This window comes from Streptomyces reniochalinae (genome assembly GCF_003323735.1).
GTDB classification, from domain to species: Bacteria; Actinomycetota; Actinomycetes; order Streptomycetales; family Streptomycetaceae; genus Streptomyces; species Streptomyces reniochalinae.
On sequence record NZ_QOIM01000017.1, the window covers coordinates 16,415 to 35,209 of the forward strand.

The window sequence follows — 18,795 nt, forward strand, 5'->3', positions numbered from 1 at the left end:
CCGCGGTGCGGGCGAGGCGCAGGTCCGGGACGGAGGCGGGGGCCGCGCTGTTGTCGGCGACGACATTCCTCCGCCCGGGGCAAACGGCCGGTGACCTGCACCGGGTGGAGCGGTCCGGGGGGCGTGAGGGCGACGTCTTCTACCGCGACAGGTGGAGCCACGACAAGGTCGTCAATTCCACGCACGGCGTCAACTGCACCGGCTCGTGCCGGTGGAAGGTCTACGTCAAGGACGGGATCATCACCTGGGAGACCCAGGGCACCGACTACCCGTCCGTGGGAGCGGACCGCCCCGAGTACGAGCCGCGCGGCTGCCCGAGGGGCGCGGCCTTCTCCTGGTACACCTATTCGCCCACCCGGGTCCGCTACCCGTACGTGCGGGGGGTGCTGCTGACGGCGTACCGCGAGGCGAAGGCCCGGCTGGGCGACCCCGTGCTGGCCTGGGCCGACGTGGTGGGTGACCCCGAACGCCGGAGGGCCTACCAGCAGGCGCGCGGCAAGGGCGGGCTGGTGCGGACGGACTGGGACGAGACCGTGGAGATCATCGCCGCGGCGCACGTCCACACGGCCAAGGAGTACGGCCCCGACCGGATCGCCGGCTTCTCGCCCATCCCGGCGATGTCGATGGTCTCCCACGCGGCCGGGTCCCGTTTCCTCTCGCTGATCGGCGGGACCATGCTGTCCTTCTACGACTGGTACGCGGATCTGCCGATCGCCTCACCGCAGGTCTTCGGCGACCAGACGGACGTGCCGGAGTCGGGTGACTGGTGGGACGCGGCCTTCCTGCTGATGTGGGGGTCGAACGTGCCGGTGACGCGGACGCCGGACGCGCACTGGATGGCTGAGGCCCGCTACCGGGGCCAGAAGGTCGTCGTGGTGGCCCCCGACTTCGCCGACAACGCCAAGTTCGCCGACGAGTGGCTGCACCCGCATCCGGGGACGGACGCTGCGTTGGCCATGGCGATGGGACACGTCGTCCTCAAGGAGTGCTTCGTCGAGCGGACCGTGCCGTTCTTCGACGGCTATGTGCGCCGCTTCACCGACCTGCCGTTCCTGGTGACGCTGACCGAACGGGAAGGGGCCTTCGTCCCGGGCAAGTTCCTGCGCGCGGCCGACCTCGGACACCGCGACGAGGGAGCCGAGTGGCGGACCGTCGTCCTCGATGCCGGGAGCGGCGAGCCGGCGGTGCCGGGCGGCTCCCTCGGAGACCGCTGGACGGACGCGGGCCAGGGGCGCTGGAACCTGGACCTGGGAGAGCTGACCCCCGCGCTGTCGATGGCCGAATCCGCAGATCAAGGCGGTGTCCGGCAGGTGGAAGTGCTGCTGCCCCGCTTCGACACCGACGGGGGTGACCACGGGCAGGGCCGCGGCGAGATCCTGCGCCGGGGCGTGCCCGCCCGCCGGCTCGGCGGCGCGGACGGCCCGCTGGTGACCACCGTCTTCGATCTGCTGCTCGCCCAGTACGGCGTGGCCAGGCCCGGCCTTCCCGGCAGCTGGCCGGCCGGCTACGAGGACGCCGACGCACCGGGGACCCCCGCCTGGCAGGAGCGGCACACATCCGTACCGGCCGCCGCGTGCGTGCGCATCGCACGCCAGTTCGCCGCCACGGCGGAGCAGACCGAGGGCCGCTGCATGATCATCATGGGGGCCGGCACCAACCACTGGTTCCACTCCGAGACGATCTACCGCACGTTCCTTGCGCTGCTCCTGCTGACGGGCTGCCAGGGCCGCAACGGCGGCGGCTGGGCCCACTACGTGGGGCAGGAGAAGTGCCGGCCCTTCACCGGCTGGACGACGCTGGCCGGCGCGCTGGACTGGTCCCGCCCGCCCCGCCAGACGATCGGCACCGGGTTCTTCTTCCTCCACACCGACCAGTGGCGCTACGACCGGTTCCCTGCCGACGTGCTCGCCTCACCGCTGGCCGAGGGCCGCTTCCAAGGCCGCACGGCCGTCGATCTGCTGGCGCAGGCGACGCGCTGCGGCTGGATGCCCTCCAGCCCCACCTTCGACCGCAACCCGCTCGACGTGGTGGACGAGGCGGCCGTCAAAGGCCGTGAACCGGCCGAGTACGCGGTCGAGGAGCTGGCGGCAGGGCGGCTGCGCTTCGCCGTCGAGGACCCGGACGCGCCCCGCAACTGGCCCCGCATCCTGACGCTGTGGCGGTCCAACCTGCTGGGCTCCTCGGCGAAGGGAGCCGAGTACTTCTCCCGCCACCTGCTGGGCACCCACAGCACGCTGCGCGCGGAGGAAGCCCTCGAGGAACAGCGGCCACGCGAGGTGGCGTGGCACGAGCACGCCCCCGAGGGAAAGCTGGACCTGCTGGTGTCGCTGGACTTCCGCATGACGTCCTCCACCCTGCTGTCCGACATCACGCTGCCGGCGGCCACCTGGTACGAGAAGCACGATCTGTCGTCCACGGACATGCATCCGTTCGTGCACTCCTTCACCCCGGCCATCGACCCGCCGTGGGAGGCCCGTACCGACTTCGACGCCTTCATGGCCATCGCCGACCGGTTCAGCGAGCTGGCCCGCGACCACCTGGGCACCCGCCGCGATCTGGTGGCCACCCCCATGCAGCACGACACACCGGGGGAGACGGCCCAGCGCGGTGGTGAGGCACACGACTGGCGGCGTGGCGAGTGCGAGCCCGTGCCCGGCTCCACCATGCCGGCGCTGACGGTCGTCGAGCGCGACTACACCGCGATCGGAGCCAAGATGGCGGCGCTGGGCCCGCTCACCGAACGACTGGGCCTGCCGGTCAAGGGCGTCGTGCTGCACCCGGACGAGGAGGTGGCCCAGCTGGGGGAGACGTGCGGGCGGGTGCGGGGCGGCCCGGCCGACGGCCGGCCCCGGCTGGACACCGCGGTCAAAGCCGCCGACACCGTCCTGGCGCTGTCGGCGACCACCAACGGCCGCCTGGCGGTTGAGGGCTTCCGCTCGCTGGAGCGGCGGGTGGGGGCTGATCTGTCCGCCCTGGCGCGGGGCCAGGAAAGCAGCCGGATCACGTTCGCCGACACCCAGGCGGCCCCGGTTCCCGTGCTCACCTCCCCGGAGTGGTCGGGCAGTGAGGCACAAGGCCGCCGGTACACGCCGTTCACGCTCAACACCGAGCACGGCAAGCCCTGGCACACTCTCACCGGCCGTCAGCACTTCTTCCTCGACCACGACTGGATGCACGAACTGGGCGAGGCCCTCCCGGTCTACCGGCCCCCGCTGGACATGCGGCGGCTCTTCGGCGAACCCTCCCTGGGGGCCGACGGCCGCCGTGAGGTGACCGTCCGCTACCTGACCCCGCACAACAAGTGGTCCATCCACTCCGAGTACCAGGACAACTGGTTCATGCTGGCTCTCTCCCGGGGCGGGCAGCTGATCTGGATGTCCCCGCAGGACGCCGAGGACATCGGGGTGCGGGACAACGACTGGATCGAGGCGGTCAACCGCAACGGGGTGGTGGTGGCCAGAGCCGTGGTCTCGCACCGGATGCCCCGCGGCACCGTCTACCTGCACCACGCCCAGGAGCGCACCGTCAACGTGCCCCGCAGCCAGACCGACGGCCGCCGCGGCGGTACGCACAACTCGCTGACCCGGCTGCTGCTCAAGCCCACGCACCTGATCGGCGGCTATGCGCAGACGTGCTGGTCGCTCAACTACTGGGGGCCGACGGGCAACCAGCGGGACGAGGTCACCGTCATCCGCCGCCGCTCACAGGAGGTCGACTACTGATGCGTGTCATGGCCCAGTTGGCGATGGTGATGAACCTCGACAAATGCATCGGCTGCCACACCTGTTCTGTCACCTGCAAGCAGACGTGGACCAACCGCTCGGGCGTGGAGTACGTGTGGTTCAACAACGTCGAGACCAGGCCGGGGCAGGGCTACCCACGCCGCTGGGAGGACCAGGACCACTGGCGGGGCGGCTGGCAGCTCAACAAGCGCGGACAGCTCACTCCCCGTTCGGGCGGCCGCCTCAAACGGCTCGCGACGCTGTTCGCCAACCCGGTGCAGCCGACGGTCAAGGACTACTACGAGCCGTGGACGTACGAGTACCGCAACCTCACCAACGCGCCGCTCGGTGACGACTACCCGGTAGCCCGGCCCCGCTCGCTGCTCTCGGACAAACCGATGAAGATCGAGTGGAGTGCGAACTGGGACGACAACCTCGGCGGACTGCCCGAGAAGGCCGAACTGGACCCGATGGTGGCCGCAACCCGGCAGCGGGCATCGGAGAAGGTGCGCTTCGCCTTCGAGGACTCCTTCATGTTCTACCTGCCCCGCATCTGCGAGCACTGCCTCAACCCGTCCTGCGTGGCCGTCTGCCCCTCCGGAGCGCTGTACAAGCGCAGCGAGGACGGCATCGTGCTGGTCGACCAGGACCGCTGCCGCGGCTGGCGCCAGTGCGTCACCGGCTGCCCGTACAAGAAGATCTACTTCAACCACCGCACCGGCAAGGCCGAGAAGTGCACCTTCTGCTATCCCCGCACCGAGGTGGGCCTGCCCACCGTCTGCTCCGAGACGTGCGTGGGCCGGCTGCGCTACCTGGGGGTGCTCCTCTACGACGCCGACAAGGTCGCCGCCGCAGCGGCTACCCGGAACGAACAGGACCTGTACGAGGCCCAGCTGGGTCTCTTCCTCGACCCCGAGGACCCGCAGGTGCGCGCTGCCGCAGCCCGCGACGGGGTGGCCCACGACTGGATCGAAGCCGCGCGCCGCTCCCCAGTGCACGCGCTGATCAGTAAGTACCGGGTGGCGCTGCCGCTGCACCCGGAATACCGCACCATGCCGATGGTCTGGTACGTACCCCCGCTCTCGCCCGTGGTCGAGGCACTGACCGAGACCGGTTTCGACGGCGAGGACGCCGACAACCTCTTCGGCGCCATCGACACGCTGCGCATCCCGCTGGAGTACCTGGCCGAACTGTTCACCGCCGGTGACGTGCAGCCCGTGCGCAGCGCGCTGGAGAAGCTCGCCGCGATGCGCGCCCACATGCGGCAGACCACCTTCGGTCAGACACCGGACGCACGCACCGCGGGGAGCGTCGGACTCTCCGCCACCGAGCTGGAGGACATGTACCGGCTGCTGGCCCTCGCCAAGTACGACGAACGCTACGTGATCCCCACCGCGGCGGTCGGAGACGCCGAGCGGCTGGAAGAGTCGGCGGTACCCGAACACTGCCGGCTCGACGAACAGGGCGGCCCCGGCATGGGCGGCTCGGGCCCCTTCGGCGACCGCTCGGGTCGCAAGGCGCTGCCGCTGGTGAGCGTGGAGGCGTTCCACGGCCTGCGCGCCCGCCACCGCACCGAGCAGGAGGAGCCCGAATGAGCCCGGCAGGACGGCGCCGGCCGGCAGCGGCCCGACAAGGAGCGCCGCGGTGAGGGCCGGCGCGAAGCGCGAAGCCGCCTTCCACACCGCCGTGCTCCGGCAGGCGGCGGCCCGCATGCTCAGCTACCCCGAAGAGGATCTGCACCGGCAGCTGCCGCTGCTGCGCGAAGCCGTGACCGACGCCGGCACGCCTGCCGCCCGATTCCTGCTGGCCTTCCTCGACCACGCCGAGGCCACCCCACTCGACGAGCTGGCCACCCACTACGTGCGGACCTTCGACTTCGAGAAGCGGCACTGCCTCCACCTCACCTGGTGGGAGGACGGCGACACCCGGCGCCGCGGTGCCGCGCTGCTCCGCGTCAAACAGACCTACCAGCGCAACGGAATGGAACTGATCGGCGGGGAGCTGCCCGACTTCCTTCCGGTGGTACTCGAATTCAGCGCTGTCAGCCGCACCGACGAGTTGCTGCGCCGCTACCGGGCCGGACTGGAACAACTCCGTACCGCGCTGGCGCAGGCCGGCACACCCTACGCGCATGTCGTCGCCGGCATCTGCGCGACCCTGCCCGCTCTCGGTGCCGCCGACCGGACCCGGGCCGAACGGGCGGCGGCGGCCGGCCCGCCCCGCGAGGACGTCGGCCTCACCCCCTACGGCACGTCCGGGCCGGTCCTCGTACCCCTCACCGAGCGGGCCCGATGAGGCCCGGAAGGGCACTGTGATGCAGATTCTGCTGTGGGGCGCCCTGCCCTACGCCGCGTTCGCACTGTTGGTCTCGGGACTGTGGTGGAGGTACCGCTACGACAGGTTCGGCTGGACCACCCGCTCCTCGGAGGTGTACGAGACGCGGCTGCTCAACCTGGCCTCGCCGGTCTTCCACTACGGCATCCTCTTCGTGCTGGCGGGGCACTTGATCGGACTGTTCGTCCCGGCCTCCTGGACGTCGGCGGTGGGAGTGGCCGAACGCCCCTACCACCTCTTCTCCTTGGTGGGCGGAACACTGGCCGGGGTGCTGACGGTGGCAGGGCTCGCCGTGCTGGTCTACCGGCGCCGCACCAACCGGCCCGTCTTCCGCGCCACCACCCGCAACGACAAGGCGATGTACCTGCTGCTGGGCGGCGCCCTGTGCTGCGGCATGTACGCCAAGCTCGCCCACTCCACTCCCGCTCACGGCTACGACTACCGGGCCACCCTCGCGGTGTGGGCGCGCAGCCTGTTCACACTGCGACCCGACCTGGCGGCCATGGCCGAGGTCCCGGTGGCCTACCAGGTGCACGCCGTGGTCGGCATGGTGCTGATCGCGGCCGTTCCCTTCACCCGGCTCGTGCACATGTTCAGCGCGCCCTGGTGGTACCTGATGCGCCCCTACATCGTCTACCGCAGCCGCCCCGCAGGGCAGCCTGCCGAACGCCCGCCGCGCCGCGGGTGGGAGAGCATCGACGTGTGACCTCCTCGCCCCGCCGCCGAGCGCTTCGCATACATCCCTCTCACAGGCGGCTTCCGCGCCGGGCGTACGCGGCGACCCCCACGACGGTCAGGAGGGCCGCGGTCGTGGCGGAGGTGACGGTGGGCGGCTCCTGCACCATCCATGTGAGTGCCTGCCCGCCGAGGGAGATGCGGGGGCCGACCGCGATCATGAGCAGCCCCCAGCCGACCGAGGGCATCCAGGCCGTGCGCGCCCCGAAGCATGCTGCGCTCAGGGCGGTCGACGCGGTGAGCGCCGGAACGGCTTGCGCGAGGTTGTCGAACGGCACCGTGTGAGACTGCCGGGCGGTGATCAGGTGGTCGGCAGCCAGCAGGCTGAGGAGGAGCCCGGCGAGCAGCGTCAGATGGAGGGTGCGCACCAGCCGCCAGGGGAGGGCGGTGGCGCGTTCCAGCTCCTCGTCGGGACCGGCGAGCGTGCGGGGGACGGCGGCGACGCCCAGCACGACGGCGATCAGACCGATCCTGTGGGCTGTCGCCGGATCGTCCGTCAGGTATCCGGTCCAGGCGAGGCAGGCCGCGGCCAGGAAGACCAGCAGGGTGGCTGGAATCGACCGGGAACGCGCGTACAGCATGAGGCCGCGCGAACCCCGGGTCATCGGCCCGCTCCCCGGCCCATGATGACGGCCAGTGGGTCACCGCAGGTCAGTCCGGCCTTCCGGCCCTCCCCTATCCGGGAGTAGCGCTCCTTGGCGGGCAGTGGGCGCAGCGTGTCGTATGCCTCGCGGGCGCCGGGGCTCAGCTCGTCGGTGGGGGTGCGAAGGAGCAGCGCGGCCACCGCGTCCGAGGCGTCGGTGGCGCGGGTGAAGTCCTTCTCCTCGCTGTAGCAGGCTTCGTCGAACATGGTGTCCTGGGCGAGGGCAGCCAGAAGAACGTCCGGCTTCCACCTGATGCTGCCTGACTGGGTCAGCTGCGGGAACTCGGTGCGCACCGTGCCGCGCTTCCCGCCGTGGGACGCCGGTGCGGCAGCGTCGAGCTTCCAGCTCTCCGGCTTCTCCTCGACCCGCTCCGGGCCACCCGGTACTTCGGCGAAGGCGTCGAGCACTTTCTGGGCGGGTGCGACGAGTGTGGGCAGGGCGTGCGTGTGCACCTTGGTGACACAGATCCGGTTGTTCTCCCGCGCGCAGACCAGCGCGGTGGCCTGCGGGTCGCGGACGATCGCGCCGGAGGGGGCCAGGAGGGCCGCGAGGGCGATCCCGGCGACGGCCGGCGTCAGGGCCAGCCAGCGGGCACGCCTGGTGCCCGCGACGGTCAGCAGCACGCCGGTGGCACCCAGAGCGGTGAACCAGACGCACTGGCTCACGGACAAGGAGGGCAGCACCCGGTGGAAGTCGTCCGTCTTCGGCAGCATCGGAAGCACCACGTCCACCAGGCGGTTGGCCGGTCGTTCGTCCGCGCTGACGGCCAGGACGAGAAACAGTGCGACTGCCGCCAGCGGCGCCGCGACCGGTGTGGCCACGGCACGTCCGATGCCCAGGCCGAGCAGGGTGACGGCGATGGCGGCCAGCAGTCCCACCGCGAGGCCCAGCGGCCACTGTCCGCCGCTGTAGGTCGCATGCCGGGCGATCAGCGTCGCCGCCCAGGCGACCACGCCCGCTTCGGCGATCACCACCGCGCCGACGATCGCCACGAAGGCGGGCAGCAGCCGCACCGGGCGCGGACGGGGTGTGGCGGCGAAGAGTTCGGAAACCTCGTTGCGGCCCTCACGCCCGCCGTGCCAGATGCCGGCTGCCAGCACCACCGGCAGCGAGACCCAGGCGATGGCCCGCGCCGACTGGACCAGCGACGCCCAACTGGCCGCCCACTCCTGGATGTCCATCCAGAGAAAGGCACGAGTCAGCGCGGCCAGCACCAAGAGGAGCGGCAGCGCGATCGAGCGCTTCGCCTCCAGGCGCACGATTCGGAACATCACGGTCTCCCACGGGTGGTCGGGTACATCGGGACAGGAAGAGCGGAGGAGGGCATGCCCGTCGCTACCGTCCGGCTTCGGGCTGATTTGCGGGATGCCGGCGCAACAGGGCCGTGTAGCCGCGCTCTATGGCGCTGTCGCCCTGGTCGGTGTCACTGCCCGCGGCACGCAGGTGGTCGAGCGGGCCCGCGAAGACCGTGCGGCCCTCGTCCATGAGTACAACGCCGGCGCAGGCCGCGCCGACGTCCTCGACGAGGTGGGTGGAGACCAGCACACAGGACTGTTCCCCGATGTCCCGCAGCAGCGTGCGGAACTCCATGCGCTGGGCGGGGTCGAGGCCGACGGTGGGTTCGTCGAGCAGCAGGATGGCGGGGTCGTTGACGATTGCCTGGGCGATGCCGGCGCGGCGCAGCATGCCGCCGGAGAGCGATCCCATCCGGTCCTCGGCCCGGTCGGTGAGGTCGACCCGGTCGATGGCGTGCTGCACAGCGTCGGCCATCCGGTGGCGGGGCACTTCCTTGAGCCAGGCCATGTAGGCGACGAACTCGCGCAGTGTGAAGCGCGGATAGTGGCCGAAGGTCTGGGGCAGGTAACCCAACTGGCGGCGCAGTGCGCGCAGTTCACCACGGCTGCGCAGAGCGCTGCCCAGGAGTTCCAGGTCGCCGCTGTGCGGGGTCAAGACGGTGGCGAGCGTACGGATCAAGGTTGTCTTGCCCGCTCCGTTGGGACCGAGCACGCCGTGCACACCGGTGCCCAGGTTCAGGTCGATTCCGTCGACGGCGGTGCGTCGGCCCCGCCGCACGGTCAGCGCCTGAGCCTGGATGTGATGGGCGTAGCGGGTGGGGGCCGTCTCGCTCGGACTGACGGTTGTGGGCATGGTCGTGCCTCCTGGGATTGCGGGTGAAAGGCTGTGCGGGAAGAAGAACGCTCCGCTCCTCAGCGATGCCGGGCGCCGCTCTTTCGAGGGTGCAGATAGGCGTTACGGCGCAGGACGACGGCGACACCGAGGAACGCGGCCGCGGCAGCCCACCCCGGGGCGGCGGACTCCAGCAGGTAAGGCGGGACACCGCGGCCCCTGCCGAGGGTGGGGAGCACCACGAACAGTGCCCATCCGGCGCCCAGCGCGGTAGCCGCACGCTGGATGTCCACCACGCTGCCCAGCGCGAGGGCTGCGCACGTCAGTGCCAGGGCAGGCAGCAGGACCAGCGCGGGTGCGGTGCCGGTGATCCAGCCGGCGGCTGCCAGGGCCGGAATCACCAGGGACAGCACGGCTGACGACCGCCGCAGGACCAGCCCGAGACCCACCCTCGGGGTGGATGCGATCAGCTCATGGGCCGGATCGAAGCGCGGGCCCCAACTCACGGCCACTCCCAGCAGTGGCATCGCCGGGGCCAGCAGCATCAGAAGCGGGGAGTTGCGTGCCGCGGCGGAAGACAGGACCAGGGCGCAGAGAACGATGAGCACGACCGCCATGACCCACGGCCCGAACGCGGGAGCCGCCCACCGGCTCAGCACCGTTCGTACCCGGCGCCACCGGCGGCGGCGTACCGGCGGCAAAGCCTCCGACAGGCGCGCGTGCACCCGGTCCATCAGCGCGGTGTCGGCCGGGCAGTGGGTGGCAGACACTTCCCTGACCTCCGCCTGGCAGGCAGCGCACTGCTCGACATGGCCCTCCAGCGCCCACAGCGCCCCGGCGCTCGCACCGTCGGACGCGCCGGAGGCCCGGACGTAGCTCATCAGCAGTTCGCGGGGCACGTGCGCAGTCATGACAGGGCCTTTCGCAGTTCGAGACGAGCGCGGCGGGCACGCGTCTTGACGGTGCCTTCCGGGACCCGTAGCAGCACGGAGGTCTCGCGGACCGTCAGCCCGTCGAGCACCATGGCGGTCAGCACCTGGTGCAGCTCGGGGGCCAGCCGGTCCAGCGCAGCGCCGAGATCGCCTCCTATCGCGGCCTCCAGCACTTCGTGCTCGGCCGAGGGCGCCAGGTCGGGTGTGGCGCACGCCGGCGGGAGGGCGCGGTGGCGACCGCGTGCCCGGAAGGCGTCCACCAGCCGACGGGCGGCGACCGTCCACAACCAGCTGCCCGCTTCCTCGCCGCGCAGGCTGTCGGCGAACGGCCCGGCCGCCCGCCACACCGCGAGGTAGGTCTCCTGCAGGACTTCGGCGACGATTTCGTCGTCCGCGCAGCGCCGCCGCAATCGCGCGGTCAGCCAGGGGGCGCTGCGCCGGTACAGCTCGTCGAAGGCGGCAGTGTCTCCGCGGGAGATCCGCCGGACCAACTGCGCCTCGGTCAAGGAAGCCGGTGAACGTTTCACGTCCTAGCCTGACGGCGCACCGCGGCTTGGGGTTTTCCTGAGCGGCGTGTCCTACATCACAATGCGTGGACCGCGCCGGTCGACAGCCTCCTGGCGCGGCGCCGGACAGCGGGACAGAAGCGCATGGTCGAAAGCCGTCCCAGTGACCTGAGCAGGAGATGCGTCGGCAGCAGGTCGAGGGTCCCTCCGCGCACCCCGGAGCGCTCCTCGCACGCTGGGCCAGGGGCGGGGCCGTCGCACGACGACGCCCCGGCCTCCCGGCGCGCCCCCGCTGGGCATCGGTCGCCGTCGGCGGTGGAACCCTCGGACCCGGACGGCTCGTACACGCGACCAGCGACGGGTGTACGACTCAGGTCGCTGACGCATCTCCCACTCAGGTCACCGGGATCGGAGGCGCATCATCAGCGCCTGGCGGCCGTTGGCGATGAACGACTCGGTCGCGGTGTCGTTGCGTGCGTCCTCCGCGAGGGCGAGACCGGGGAAGCGCTCGAAGAGCGCCGGGAGCGCGATGCGCCCCTCCAGCCGGGCGAGGGGGGCGCCGACACAGAAGTGCACACCGTGGCCGAAGGAGAGATGGTCCGTACGAGTCGGCCGCTCCACATCGAAGACGTCAGCGTCGGACCCGTGGTGCTCCGGATCGCGCCCGGCACCCGCATAGTTGACGAGAATCGCCTCTCCCGCCCTGATCACGGTGCCGTCGTCGAGCTCGATGTCCTCGACGGCATACCGCAGCGGGAGGTTGGCGATGGGGGGCTGATGGCGCAGGGACTCCTCCACGGCGCTGTCCCAGGAGCACTCCCCGGCGCGTATCCGGGCCAACTGGCCGGGGTTCTCGACGAGGTTGCGTATCGCGTGGTGGAGGAGGTTGACGGTGGTCTCGTGGCCGGCGCCGATCATCAGGAAGAGCGTGTCCAGGAGTTCCTGCTCGCTCAGGCGGGAGCCGTCGGCGTCGCGGGCCGCGATGAGCGCGGTCGTGAGGTCCTCGCCGGGCTTCTCCCGTTTGCCGGCCACCAGGTCGCACATCACGCGCATCAGCGTGGCCATGTGAGCCTCGGCCTCCTCCGGGCTCTTGGAAGTGGAGAAGAGCCCGTCGACGGAGGTGCGGAGGATGTCGCGGTCGCCTTCGGGGACGCCGTACAGCTCGCAGATGACGGCGATCGGCAGGGGATAGGCGAAGCCCTCGCGCAGGTCGACCGGGCCGGGCCGCGCGGCGTGTGCCGCCTCCAGGTCGTCGAGCAGGCCGGCGGTGAGCTCCGCGATCCGCGGACCCAGCCGCTCGGTGCGGCGCGGCGTGAACGCCTGGCTGACGAGCGTGCGCAGGCGGCGGTGGTCGGAGCCGTAGGCGGTGAACATGTTCTGCACGCCGACCCAGCTCATCAGCGACCAGTCGGCGGGTATCTCGCCGTTGCGGAACGCCGTCCAGTGCTGCCGCGGGTCCTTGGAGACCCGCTTGTCACCGAGCAGGCCCCTGACCACCGCATGGTGCCCTACTGACCACGCCACCACCCCGCCAGGGAGTTCCACACGCGCCGCAAGCCCCTGGCCCCGGAGGTGTGCGGCCTCGCCGTGGACGTCGCCTCCCCGGGGGTCGAGTCGTACGGGCGCGCCGTCTGCTGCGGCGTGGTGGGGGCACTTGTGGTCGTGGACGGTTGCCATGGGGTGCGTCCTCCTGGACTTCCGTACGGATCTTCGGTCGAATCCTGCAACCGGACGGGCTGTGGTGGGAAGACCACCGGAAGGGCGGAGAGCCCCCGCTGATACGGGCCGGGCCGCCAGGACAACCGGGGTCGCGGAGTGGCGAGTTCGATGTCGGGGAGCCGGTCGAGCAGGACCTCGATGGCGACGCTCGCCATCATCATCGCCACCGACCAGGCCGGGCACTCGTGCGGGCCCGCGCTCCAGGCGAGGTGCGCGCGGTATCCCGAGCCGCCCGTGCCGCCCGTCGCGGAGTCGCCGCGGAGCGCCTCGTCCTGGTTGCAGGAGCCGAAGGAGATCATCACGGGCTCCCAGGCGGGCAGCAGGATGCCGTCGATCTCCAGGTCGTGCACCGGGTAGTGCGTCGCGTAGTTGGCCATCGGGGCGTAGTCGAGGAGCGTCGTCTCAAGGGCCTCGGCGATGCGCTGGCTGCCGGAGCGAAGGCGCCCGTAGGAGCTGTCGTCGCTGAGGAGCTGGAGCAGCGTGGAGGCGATGAGGTTCTGCTCCGGCTCCATGCCGGCGCCCATCACCAGGAGGAGCTGGTTGATGATCTCCGAGTCGTCGTCGTTGCTCGACGGGTGGGCGAGGAGCCAGGAGGCGACGTCCTCGTCCGGCCTGCGCCGCTTCAGGGCGACCAGCTCCTGCCACGTCTCGCTCAGCGCGACGTTGGCCTGAGCGGCCTCGGGGCCGCCGTCGAAGACGGTAGCGGTGAGCTGGTGGATGCGGCGGCCGAGGTCGCCGGGGACGCCGAACATCGCGAAGAGCATCTGGAGCGGCAGCAGCGCGGCGTACTCGCCCATGAGATCGGCCTCGCCGCGCTCGGCGAAGGCGTCGATCAGGCGGTCGGCCGTCTCCCGGGCCGTGCGGCGGAGCGTGGGCGGGTCGAGGCGGCCGAGGCTGTCGCGGACGGCGGTGCTGAGCCTGCGGTGCTCCTCGCCGTCCTCGTAGAGCGCGTTGGGCCGCACCCGCATCATCTCCAGGACGGGAGGCATGGGCAGGCCCTGCCGCTCCCGCGCCTCGAACCAGGGGCCGGAGTTCTTGCTGAACTCCGGGTGCTGGAGGATCTTCAGCGCGGTGTGGTACCGGACGACGAGGGAGACCTCCACGTCCTCATGGATCCTGGCCCGGACGATCGGTGCCGTCTCCCGTGCACGCGCGTAGAGCGGTGCCGGATCGTGGGTGAACTCCTCGCCGTACAGCAGAAGGGGCGCCTGGTCCCGCGGATCCGGGGTGTCCCCCGGGGCGCGTGTGGAGGTGTCTGGCTGGGTCACACGGTCTCCTGGAGGGCATGCGGGCGGCGGTTGCGGTCCTTCAGGTGGAGCACGAGGTTCACCAACGCGTCCCGTGAGGAGGCGCGTTCGCGGGCGTCGCAGGTGAGCAACGGAGTGTCGGGGTCGAGTTGGAACGCCTCCTGGAGCTCCTCGGCGTCGTACGTGTCGTTGCCCTCGAACTCGTTGACGGCCACGACGTAGGGGAGGCCGAGCGCCTCCAGGCGGTCCATGGCCTGGAAGGAGTCCTCCAGCCGCTCGGTGTCGGCCAGGACGACGGCGCCGAGCGCGCCGCTCGTCATGTCGTCCCACAGCGGCTGGAAACGCTGCTGGCTGGGGGCGCCGAAGAGGTACACGATCAGGTCGGGCTGGAGGGTGATCCGGCCGAAGTCCATCGCCACCGTGGTCTCCGTCTTGCCCATGCGGCGCAGCCGGTCTATGTGCTCGCCCGCCTGGGTCATCGGCTCGTCGGTGGTGAGGGGTTCGTAGTCGGACAGCGATCTGATCATGGTCGTCTTGCCGACTCCGAGTGGCCCCACCACGACGAACTTCACCAGGGTGATGTCTCCGTCGGGAAGGTGCGGCACCGAGCGGTCGGTGTGGGGGGTGTCAGAGGTTTCGGAGTCCATCCAGCACTCTCTCCAGCAGCGCGTCCGTCTGCTGTGCGTAGGCGGCGGCGAGGTGGGTCGGCGGTGGGGGAGCCTGCGCGGTCACCAGGCCGCCGTCGACGAGGTCGGAGACGACGACCTTGGTGACGCTCACCGGCAGCGAGAGCTGCGCGGCGATCTCGGCGACGGTGAGCCCCCCGTCCCGGCAGATCGCCACCACCCGCTCCTGTTCCGGGCTGAGTTCGGTGGGCGCCATCGCCACGGGCGGCGGTGGCAGATGCCGCACCCGCACCACGGTGATCAGGTCGAGCGTGTTGCGGGTGGGACGGGAGCGACCACCGGTGACGGCGTAGGGGCGGACCAGCCGAGGCGCGCGGTCTGCCCGTGCGCCGGGGTTCACGAGGGTGCGTCCGCGCCGCGCCGGGGTGTCGCCATGTGCTCACCCAGGCGCAGCACGCAGGTGTGGGCGGCCGTCGTGAGCGCCGCCAGGTCGACGTCGCGGTCCGCCCGGACGGCGAGGAAGCTCTGGTCGCCCGCTCCGACGATCATGAGGAACCCGCCCTGGTAGGAGTTGATCGTCTCCTCCCAGGTGCCCTCCTCACCGCTCATGGCGCGCTGCGCGTAGCTGCGCGCCAGGGCCTGGATGCCGGAGGCGGCGGCAGCCATCGGCTCGGCGTCGGCCGTCTGCAACTCCTTGGAGTGCGCCCGCCTGATGCCGTCGCCGGAGAGGAGCACGGCAGCGCGCGTGCCGGGGACGGCGTCGACGAGCTGCTGGTCGAGAATCCAGCCGAGGTCGTTCTCGACGTCGTATCGAGGGGTTTCACGGAACGTTCGGGAGGTCATGGTCGCTGTGTCCTTCACTCGGCGTGCGGATCGCCGTCCGCAGTGCCGGACTTGGGGCGGGGAGCGTTCTGCCAGGCACCCATGCGGGCGCCTGCCGACGACGGGTCGACTCGGGGGGCCGTCGCCGGTGGGAGCGGCGCGGGCATGGCGCCGGCCGCGGCGCCGCGATTGCGTACAGGCAGGCCGTGACGGGTACGACGCTGGCCGGCTGCGGCGTCCGGCTCCGGCGACGGGTCGTCGGCCGGTGCCCAGGGCTGCTCCTCGCGCCGGGCGGTGGCGGGCGCGTCACTCGCGGGCTCGTGGGGTGCCCGTGCCGCGCCGGACGGTTCCGGGGCCTGCGGCGTCGGATTCGTGGTCGCGGCGTGTTCCGCCGGCTGGGGGGCGCCCGCCCGCTGGTGGACGGCCGATTCCTCGCTGCGGGGCAGGGGGATGCCCGGCGGGTGGGTGGGCTCGCCCCCGGCGTCCCCGGAGAGGGGCACCGCTGGGGCACGGTGCGCGCCGGACCGGCCCGCGGGCGTCGCGTCCTCGGGGGCGTCGGTGAGGAGCTGGGTGGGGAGCGTCACCGTGACGCGGACGCCGGCGAGACGGGAGCGGCGGTCGATCACGATGCGCAGGCCGTGGCGCTGCGCGATGCGGCCGGTGAACGCGTAGCCGATGCGTGGCGGATCGCCGAGATCTCCCACGCCGGCGGTGACGGTGCCCGAGGCGAGCGACTGGACGCGCGCCAACTCGTGGTCGCTCATCCCGCGCCCGCCGTCCTCGACGCTCACCGCCACACCGTTGGCCACGCGCATCGTGCTGACCTCGACGACGGAGCTGGAGGGCGAGAGCGTCACCGCGTTCTCCAGCAGGTGCCCGAAGAGCTGGATCAAAGGTTCGACGGCCTGGGTGCGCACGGCGACCCGGGGCCGGTCGAGGATGCGTACACGGTGGTAGTCCGGCGCCGTGGACAGGGCGCCGCGCAGCACGTCGTACAGCGGGGTGGTGGGGCGCTGACGCCCGGGCGCGCTGCCGGCGAGCACTCGGAGCGAGAAGAGCCAGCGGGCGAGGCTCTGCGCCTTGTGGTCGATCGGGAGGAGGCTGCCGAGGACCTCGGGGTCCTCGTGCTCGTGCTCCATGTCCTCGATCAGCTGTTGCAGCTGGTAGACGAGCGTGAGCAGGCGGTCGGCCACGCCGCGCAGCGCGTTCTCGGCGGACTCCTCGGCGCGCTCCCTGGCCTGCACCGAAACCTGGCGGAAGGCGTCCACCACCTCGTCGAGTCGCGCGTCGAACTCGGTGCCGTGGAACCGGGCGGTCGCAGGACCCGGATCCTGCTCCGCCAGGTCGGTGCGCCGGGCGGCGAGTGCGGGCAGCCGCCGGTGCACGAGCTGCGTCAACTCCGAGTGACGCAGCTCCTCCTCCTGTCTGAGCCGCCCGGTGATCTGCGTCTGCCGCACCAGCAGCACCAGCAGCACCAGGGACATCAGCCCCATGGCGATGAGCGACCAGGCCAGTATCTGCGTCATCAACACCTCGACCGGAAGACGGAGCGGTCACGGGCGGGTGCCGGGCGGTCGCCGTGCTGGTGGGAAGCATGGGTCGGAGCGACGGCGGTGCGGGCGGCGACGGCTTCCGGCCGACGGAACGGCCAGAGAGCCGCTGGGACGCCGGTGTGGTCCATGTGGTGCCGTACCTCGATCGCGAGTGCTGCCGAATGACGTCTGCCCGAGCCCCCGAAATCCCGTGCCGAGCACGGAGCATGACGGCCCGTCGTGACGGACCGGCATCCAGTGATCATACCGCCATTCCACCCCGGATGGGGAATCTTCCTTCCGCTTCTCCCGCTGGTGAGGGGGGTGTGTGTCCGAATGTGGAAGATCTTGTGAAGTGGGTGAAGAGCACCTCACGACGGGCTCGGTGGGGGCTGGCGGGGGCGGCGATGGTGGTGGGCCGGTTGGGCGTTGATGTCGGGCTGATGGCGGGCCGGCATCTGTACCAGGCGGCCTGTCGTGAGTGCGCGTACGACGGCGACTCGGGCGAGGAGGCCGAGGCCGCGCCGGGTGAGGACTCGAATGGGTTTGCTGTACGGCGTCGTGGTGCAGGGGCTGTGGTCGCCTGGCGCTCCGTCAGCCGGCCCGGTCCGTGTGCTTGGCGGCGAGGCTGTCGAGGAGCGGGGTGACCGCGTCGATGGCCGGGTGCTGTTCGCTGCCGCTGCGTACGACCCGCACGAACTGGCGGGTCGGCCTGTTGCTTCCTGTCAGGGGGGTGCGGACCAACTGGGGTTGGGGTGGCAGGGTCGCGGTGGAGGGGATGAGTGCGATACCGAGACCGTGTGCGACCAGGCTCGCCACGGCGCTCCAGTCGCGGGCCTGGTGGGCGATGGCCGGGCTGAAGCCGGCGCTGTTGCAGGCGGCGAGGATGAGCTGGCGCGCGGAGTCGCCGGGGAATCCCACTACCCACGGTTCCTCCGCGAGGTCGTGGAAGGCGACCGATGGGCGTCCGGCCAGCGGGTGACTGGCGCAGGTGAGGAGCTCGAAAGGGTCTTCGAAGAGCGGACGTTGTGCGAACGCGGCATCGCTCAGCGGCGGGTTGTCGGCGGTGGCCTCCACCACGGCGAGGTCGGTGTCTGCGCAGAAGAGCAGGTCGAAACAGTGCGCAGGCTCTGCTTCCCGGACCTCGATGGTCAGAGTCGGCGAGGCGTGTCGCAGCTGGGCGGCTGCCGGGGCGAGAAAGACCGAGACGGCGGTGGGGAAGCCGGCCAGCCGCAGGGTTCCGCTCAGTGCGGCCGGCCGCGTGGCGGCCAGCTCCGCCTCGGCCTGCTGCCAGTAGTCCTCCATCCGGTCCGCGTGTCGTAGCAGCACGCGGGCGGCCGGGGTCAGCCGTACCCGGCGTCCGTGCGGCTCCAGCAGAGGGGTCCCGGTATCGCGGCTGAGCTGGCGCATCTGCTGGGAGACGGCCGAGGGGGTCAGATGCAGGGAGCCGGCTGCCGCAGTGACCGTGCTGTAGCGGGCGATCGCCCGGAGGACCGTCAGGCGCCGCAGATCAATCATGAAGCTTTCTTACACGTTCTTGTGCATAAACCCAACCTGGACCTGCATGCTCGGTCGCCGGGACACTCCCAGGAGACCCCCACACCTGCGCGGAGGAGGAACGGCGACGTGTCCACATGCCCGTACTGCGGCTGGCCCGACCACGACGTGGTGGAGACCGTCTCCCGGCACGGGACCGAGGACGGCCTGACCGTCTGGACCCGCTGTGCCTGCGGCTCACTTCAGGTCAGAGCGGTCACGGCGGGCTCGGTAACGGTCACCGCACGCGGCCGTCCCCGCGCCACCGACAGCGTCCCGGGGCGGCACAGTTCGCCTGCACCGAAGGTTTGAC

17 protein-coding genes are annotated in these 18,795 nt (G+C 71.3%); 5 read left to right on the forward strand and 12 right to left on the reverse strand.

All coding sequences use genetic code 11. The features are described from left to right. Positions 1–5 precede the first annotated feature (5 nt). From DQ392_RS00170 to narI, 4 genes are read left to right on the forward strand one after another with little or no spacing between them, the layout of a single operon-like run. Entirely contained in the window at positions 6–3,722 is a 3,717-nt protein-coding gene (locus DQ392_RS00170; protein ID WP_114013369.1) for a nitrate reductase subunit alpha, read from the forward strand. Next, complete coding sequence (narH, locus tag DQ392_RS00175; RefSeq protein WP_114013370.1) at positions 3,722–5,317, forward strand: nitrate reductase subunit beta; 1,596 nt, start codon at positions 3,722–3,724, stop codon at positions 5,315–5,317. Before DQ392_RS00170 ends, narH begins: the two co-directional genes overlap by 1 nt. Positions 5,318–5,366: 49 nt before the next feature. After that, positions 5,367–6,017, forward strand: a complete 651-nt coding sequence (gene narJ / locus DQ392_RS00180) for a nitrate reductase molybdenum cofactor assembly chaperone (RefSeq protein WP_245980987.1) — start codon at positions 5,367–5,369, stop codon at positions 6,015–6,017. Between the two features lie 19 nt (positions 6,018–6,036). Further along, a complete protein-coding gene (narI, locus tag DQ392_RS00185; RefSeq protein WP_114013371.1) occupies positions 6,037–6,762 on the forward strand; it encodes a respiratory nitrate reductase subunit gamma in 726 nt (241 codons plus the stop codon). A gap of 40 nt (positions 6,763–6,802) precedes the next feature. Here the strand turns inward: narI and DQ392_RS00190 are convergent, their stop codons facing one another. The 12 genes from DQ392_RS00190 to DQ392_RS00240 form a co-directional block, all read right to left on the reverse strand. Further along, positions 6,803–7,396, reverse strand: coding sequence for a hypothetical protein (locus DQ392_RS00190; RefSeq protein WP_114013372.1), 594 nt, complete (start codon positions 7,394–7,396; stop codon positions 6,803–6,805). Then, positions 7,393–8,706 carry a hypothetical protein gene (locus DQ392_RS00195; protein ID WP_114013373.1) on the reverse strand — a complete coding sequence of 438 codons (1,314 nt, stop codon included), beginning with the start codon at positions 8,704–8,706 and terminating at the stop codon, positions 7,393–7,395. The genes DQ392_RS00190 and DQ392_RS00195 overlap by 4 nt, the downstream gene beginning before the upstream one ends. Positions 8,707–8,770: 64 nt before the next feature. After that, a complete protein-coding gene (locus tag DQ392_RS00200) occupies positions 8,771–9,583 on the reverse strand; it encodes an ATP-binding cassette domain-containing protein (protein WP_114013374.1) in 813 nt (270 codons plus the stop codon). A 59-nt stretch (positions 9,584–9,642) separates the two neighbouring features. After that, entirely contained in the window at positions 9,643–10,473 is an 831-nt protein-coding gene (locus DQ392_RS00205; RefSeq protein WP_147266461.1) for a zf-HC2 domain-containing protein, read from the reverse strand. Beyond that, positions 10,470–11,000, reverse strand: a complete 531-nt coding sequence (locus DQ392_RS00210) for an RNA polymerase sigma factor (RefSeq protein ID WP_245980989.1) — start codon at positions 10,998–11,000, stop codon at positions 10,470–10,472. Before DQ392_RS00210 ends, DQ392_RS00205 begins: the two co-directional genes overlap by 4 nt. A 399-nt stretch (positions 11,001–11,399) precedes the next feature. Continuing rightward, on the reverse strand, positions 11,400–12,524 hold the full coding sequence (locus DQ392_RS00215) for a cytochrome P450 family protein (RefSeq protein ID WP_245980990.1): 1,125 nt from the start codon (positions 12,522–12,524) through the stop codon (positions 11,400–11,402). Beyond that, a complete protein-coding gene (locus DQ392_RS34930; protein WP_245980991.1) occupies positions 12,509–13,987 on the reverse strand; it encodes a cytochrome P450 in 1,479 nt (492 codons plus the stop codon). The genes DQ392_RS00215 and DQ392_RS34930 overlap by 16 nt, the downstream gene beginning before the upstream one ends. Beyond that, positions 13,984–14,613, reverse strand: coding sequence for a GTP-binding protein (locus DQ392_RS00220; protein WP_027739342.1), 630 nt, complete (start codon positions 14,611–14,613; stop codon positions 13,984–13,986). Before DQ392_RS00220 ends, DQ392_RS34930 begins: the two co-directional genes overlap by 4 nt. Then, positions 14,594–14,992, reverse strand: coding sequence for a DUF742 domain-containing protein (locus DQ392_RS00225; RefSeq protein ID WP_114013377.1), 399 nt, complete (start codon positions 14,990–14,992; stop codon positions 14,594–14,596). Before DQ392_RS00225 ends, DQ392_RS00220 begins: the two co-directional genes overlap by 20 nt. Continuing rightward, positions 14,989–15,435 carry a roadblock/LC7 domain-containing protein gene (locus DQ392_RS00230; RefSeq protein WP_027739344.1) on the reverse strand — a complete coding sequence of 149 codons (447 nt, stop codon included), beginning with the start codon at positions 15,433–15,435 and terminating at the stop codon, positions 14,989–14,991. The genes DQ392_RS00225 and DQ392_RS00230 overlap by 4 nt, the downstream gene beginning before the upstream one ends. A 14-nt stretch (positions 15,436–15,449) precedes the next feature. Further along, positions 15,450–16,940, reverse strand: a complete 1,491-nt coding sequence (locus DQ392_RS00235; protein ID WP_114013378.1) for an ATP-binding protein — start codon at positions 16,938–16,940, stop codon at positions 15,450–15,452. A gap of 600 nt (positions 16,941–17,540) precedes the next feature. After that, complete coding sequence (locus tag DQ392_RS00240; RefSeq protein WP_114013379.1) at positions 17,541–18,464, reverse strand: LysR family transcriptional regulator; 924 nt, start codon at positions 18,462–18,464, stop codon at positions 17,541–17,543. A gap of 108 nt (positions 18,465–18,572) precedes the next feature. Here DQ392_RS00240 and DQ392_RS00245 point away from each other — a divergent pair, with 108 nt between their 5' ends. Then, a complete protein-coding gene (locus tag DQ392_RS00245) occupies positions 18,573–18,794 on the forward strand; it encodes a hypothetical protein (RefSeq protein WP_114013380.1) in 222 nt (73 codons plus the stop codon). Position 18,795: the final 1 nt, after the last annotated feature.

Coding starts and splice junctions, on each gene's coding strand:
- narH (WP_114013370.1), top strand. CDS start 3,722: ATGCGTGTCATGGCCCAGTTGGCGATGGTGATGAACCTCGACAAATGC.
- narI (WP_114013371.1), top strand. CDS start 6,037: ATGCAGATTCTGCTGTGGGGCGCCCTGCCCTACGCCGCGTTCGCACTG.
- DQ392_RS00190 (WP_114013372.1), bottom strand. CDS start 7,396: ATGACCCGGGGTTCGCGCGGCCTCATGCTGTACGCGCGTTCCCGGTCG.
- DQ392_RS00195 (WP_114013373.1), bottom strand. CDS start 8,706: ATGTTCCGAATCGTGCGCCTGGAGGCGAAGCGCTCGATCGCGCTGCCG.
- DQ392_RS00200 (WP_114013374.1), bottom strand. CDS start 9,583: ATGCCCACAACCGTCAGTCCGAGCGAGACGGCCCCCACCCGCTACGCC.
- DQ392_RS00205 (WP_147266461.1), bottom strand. CDS start 10,473: ATGACTGCGCACGTGCCCCGCGAACTGCTGATGAGCTACGTCCGGGCC.
- DQ392_RS00220 (WP_027739342.1), bottom strand. CDS start 14,613: ATGGACTCCGAAACCTCTGACACCCCCCACACCGACCGCTCGGTGCCG.
- DQ392_RS00230 (WP_027739344.1), bottom strand. CDS start 15,435: ATGACCTCCCGAACGTTCCGTGAAACCCCTCGATACGACGTCGAGAAC.
- DQ392_RS00235 (WP_114013378.1), bottom strand. CDS start 16,940: ATGACGCAGATACTGGCCTGGTCGCTCATCGCCATGGGGCTGATGTCC.
- DQ392_RS00240 (WP_114013379.1), bottom strand. CDS start 18,464: ATGATTGATCTGCGGCGCCTGACGGTCCTCCGGGCGATCGCCCGCTAC.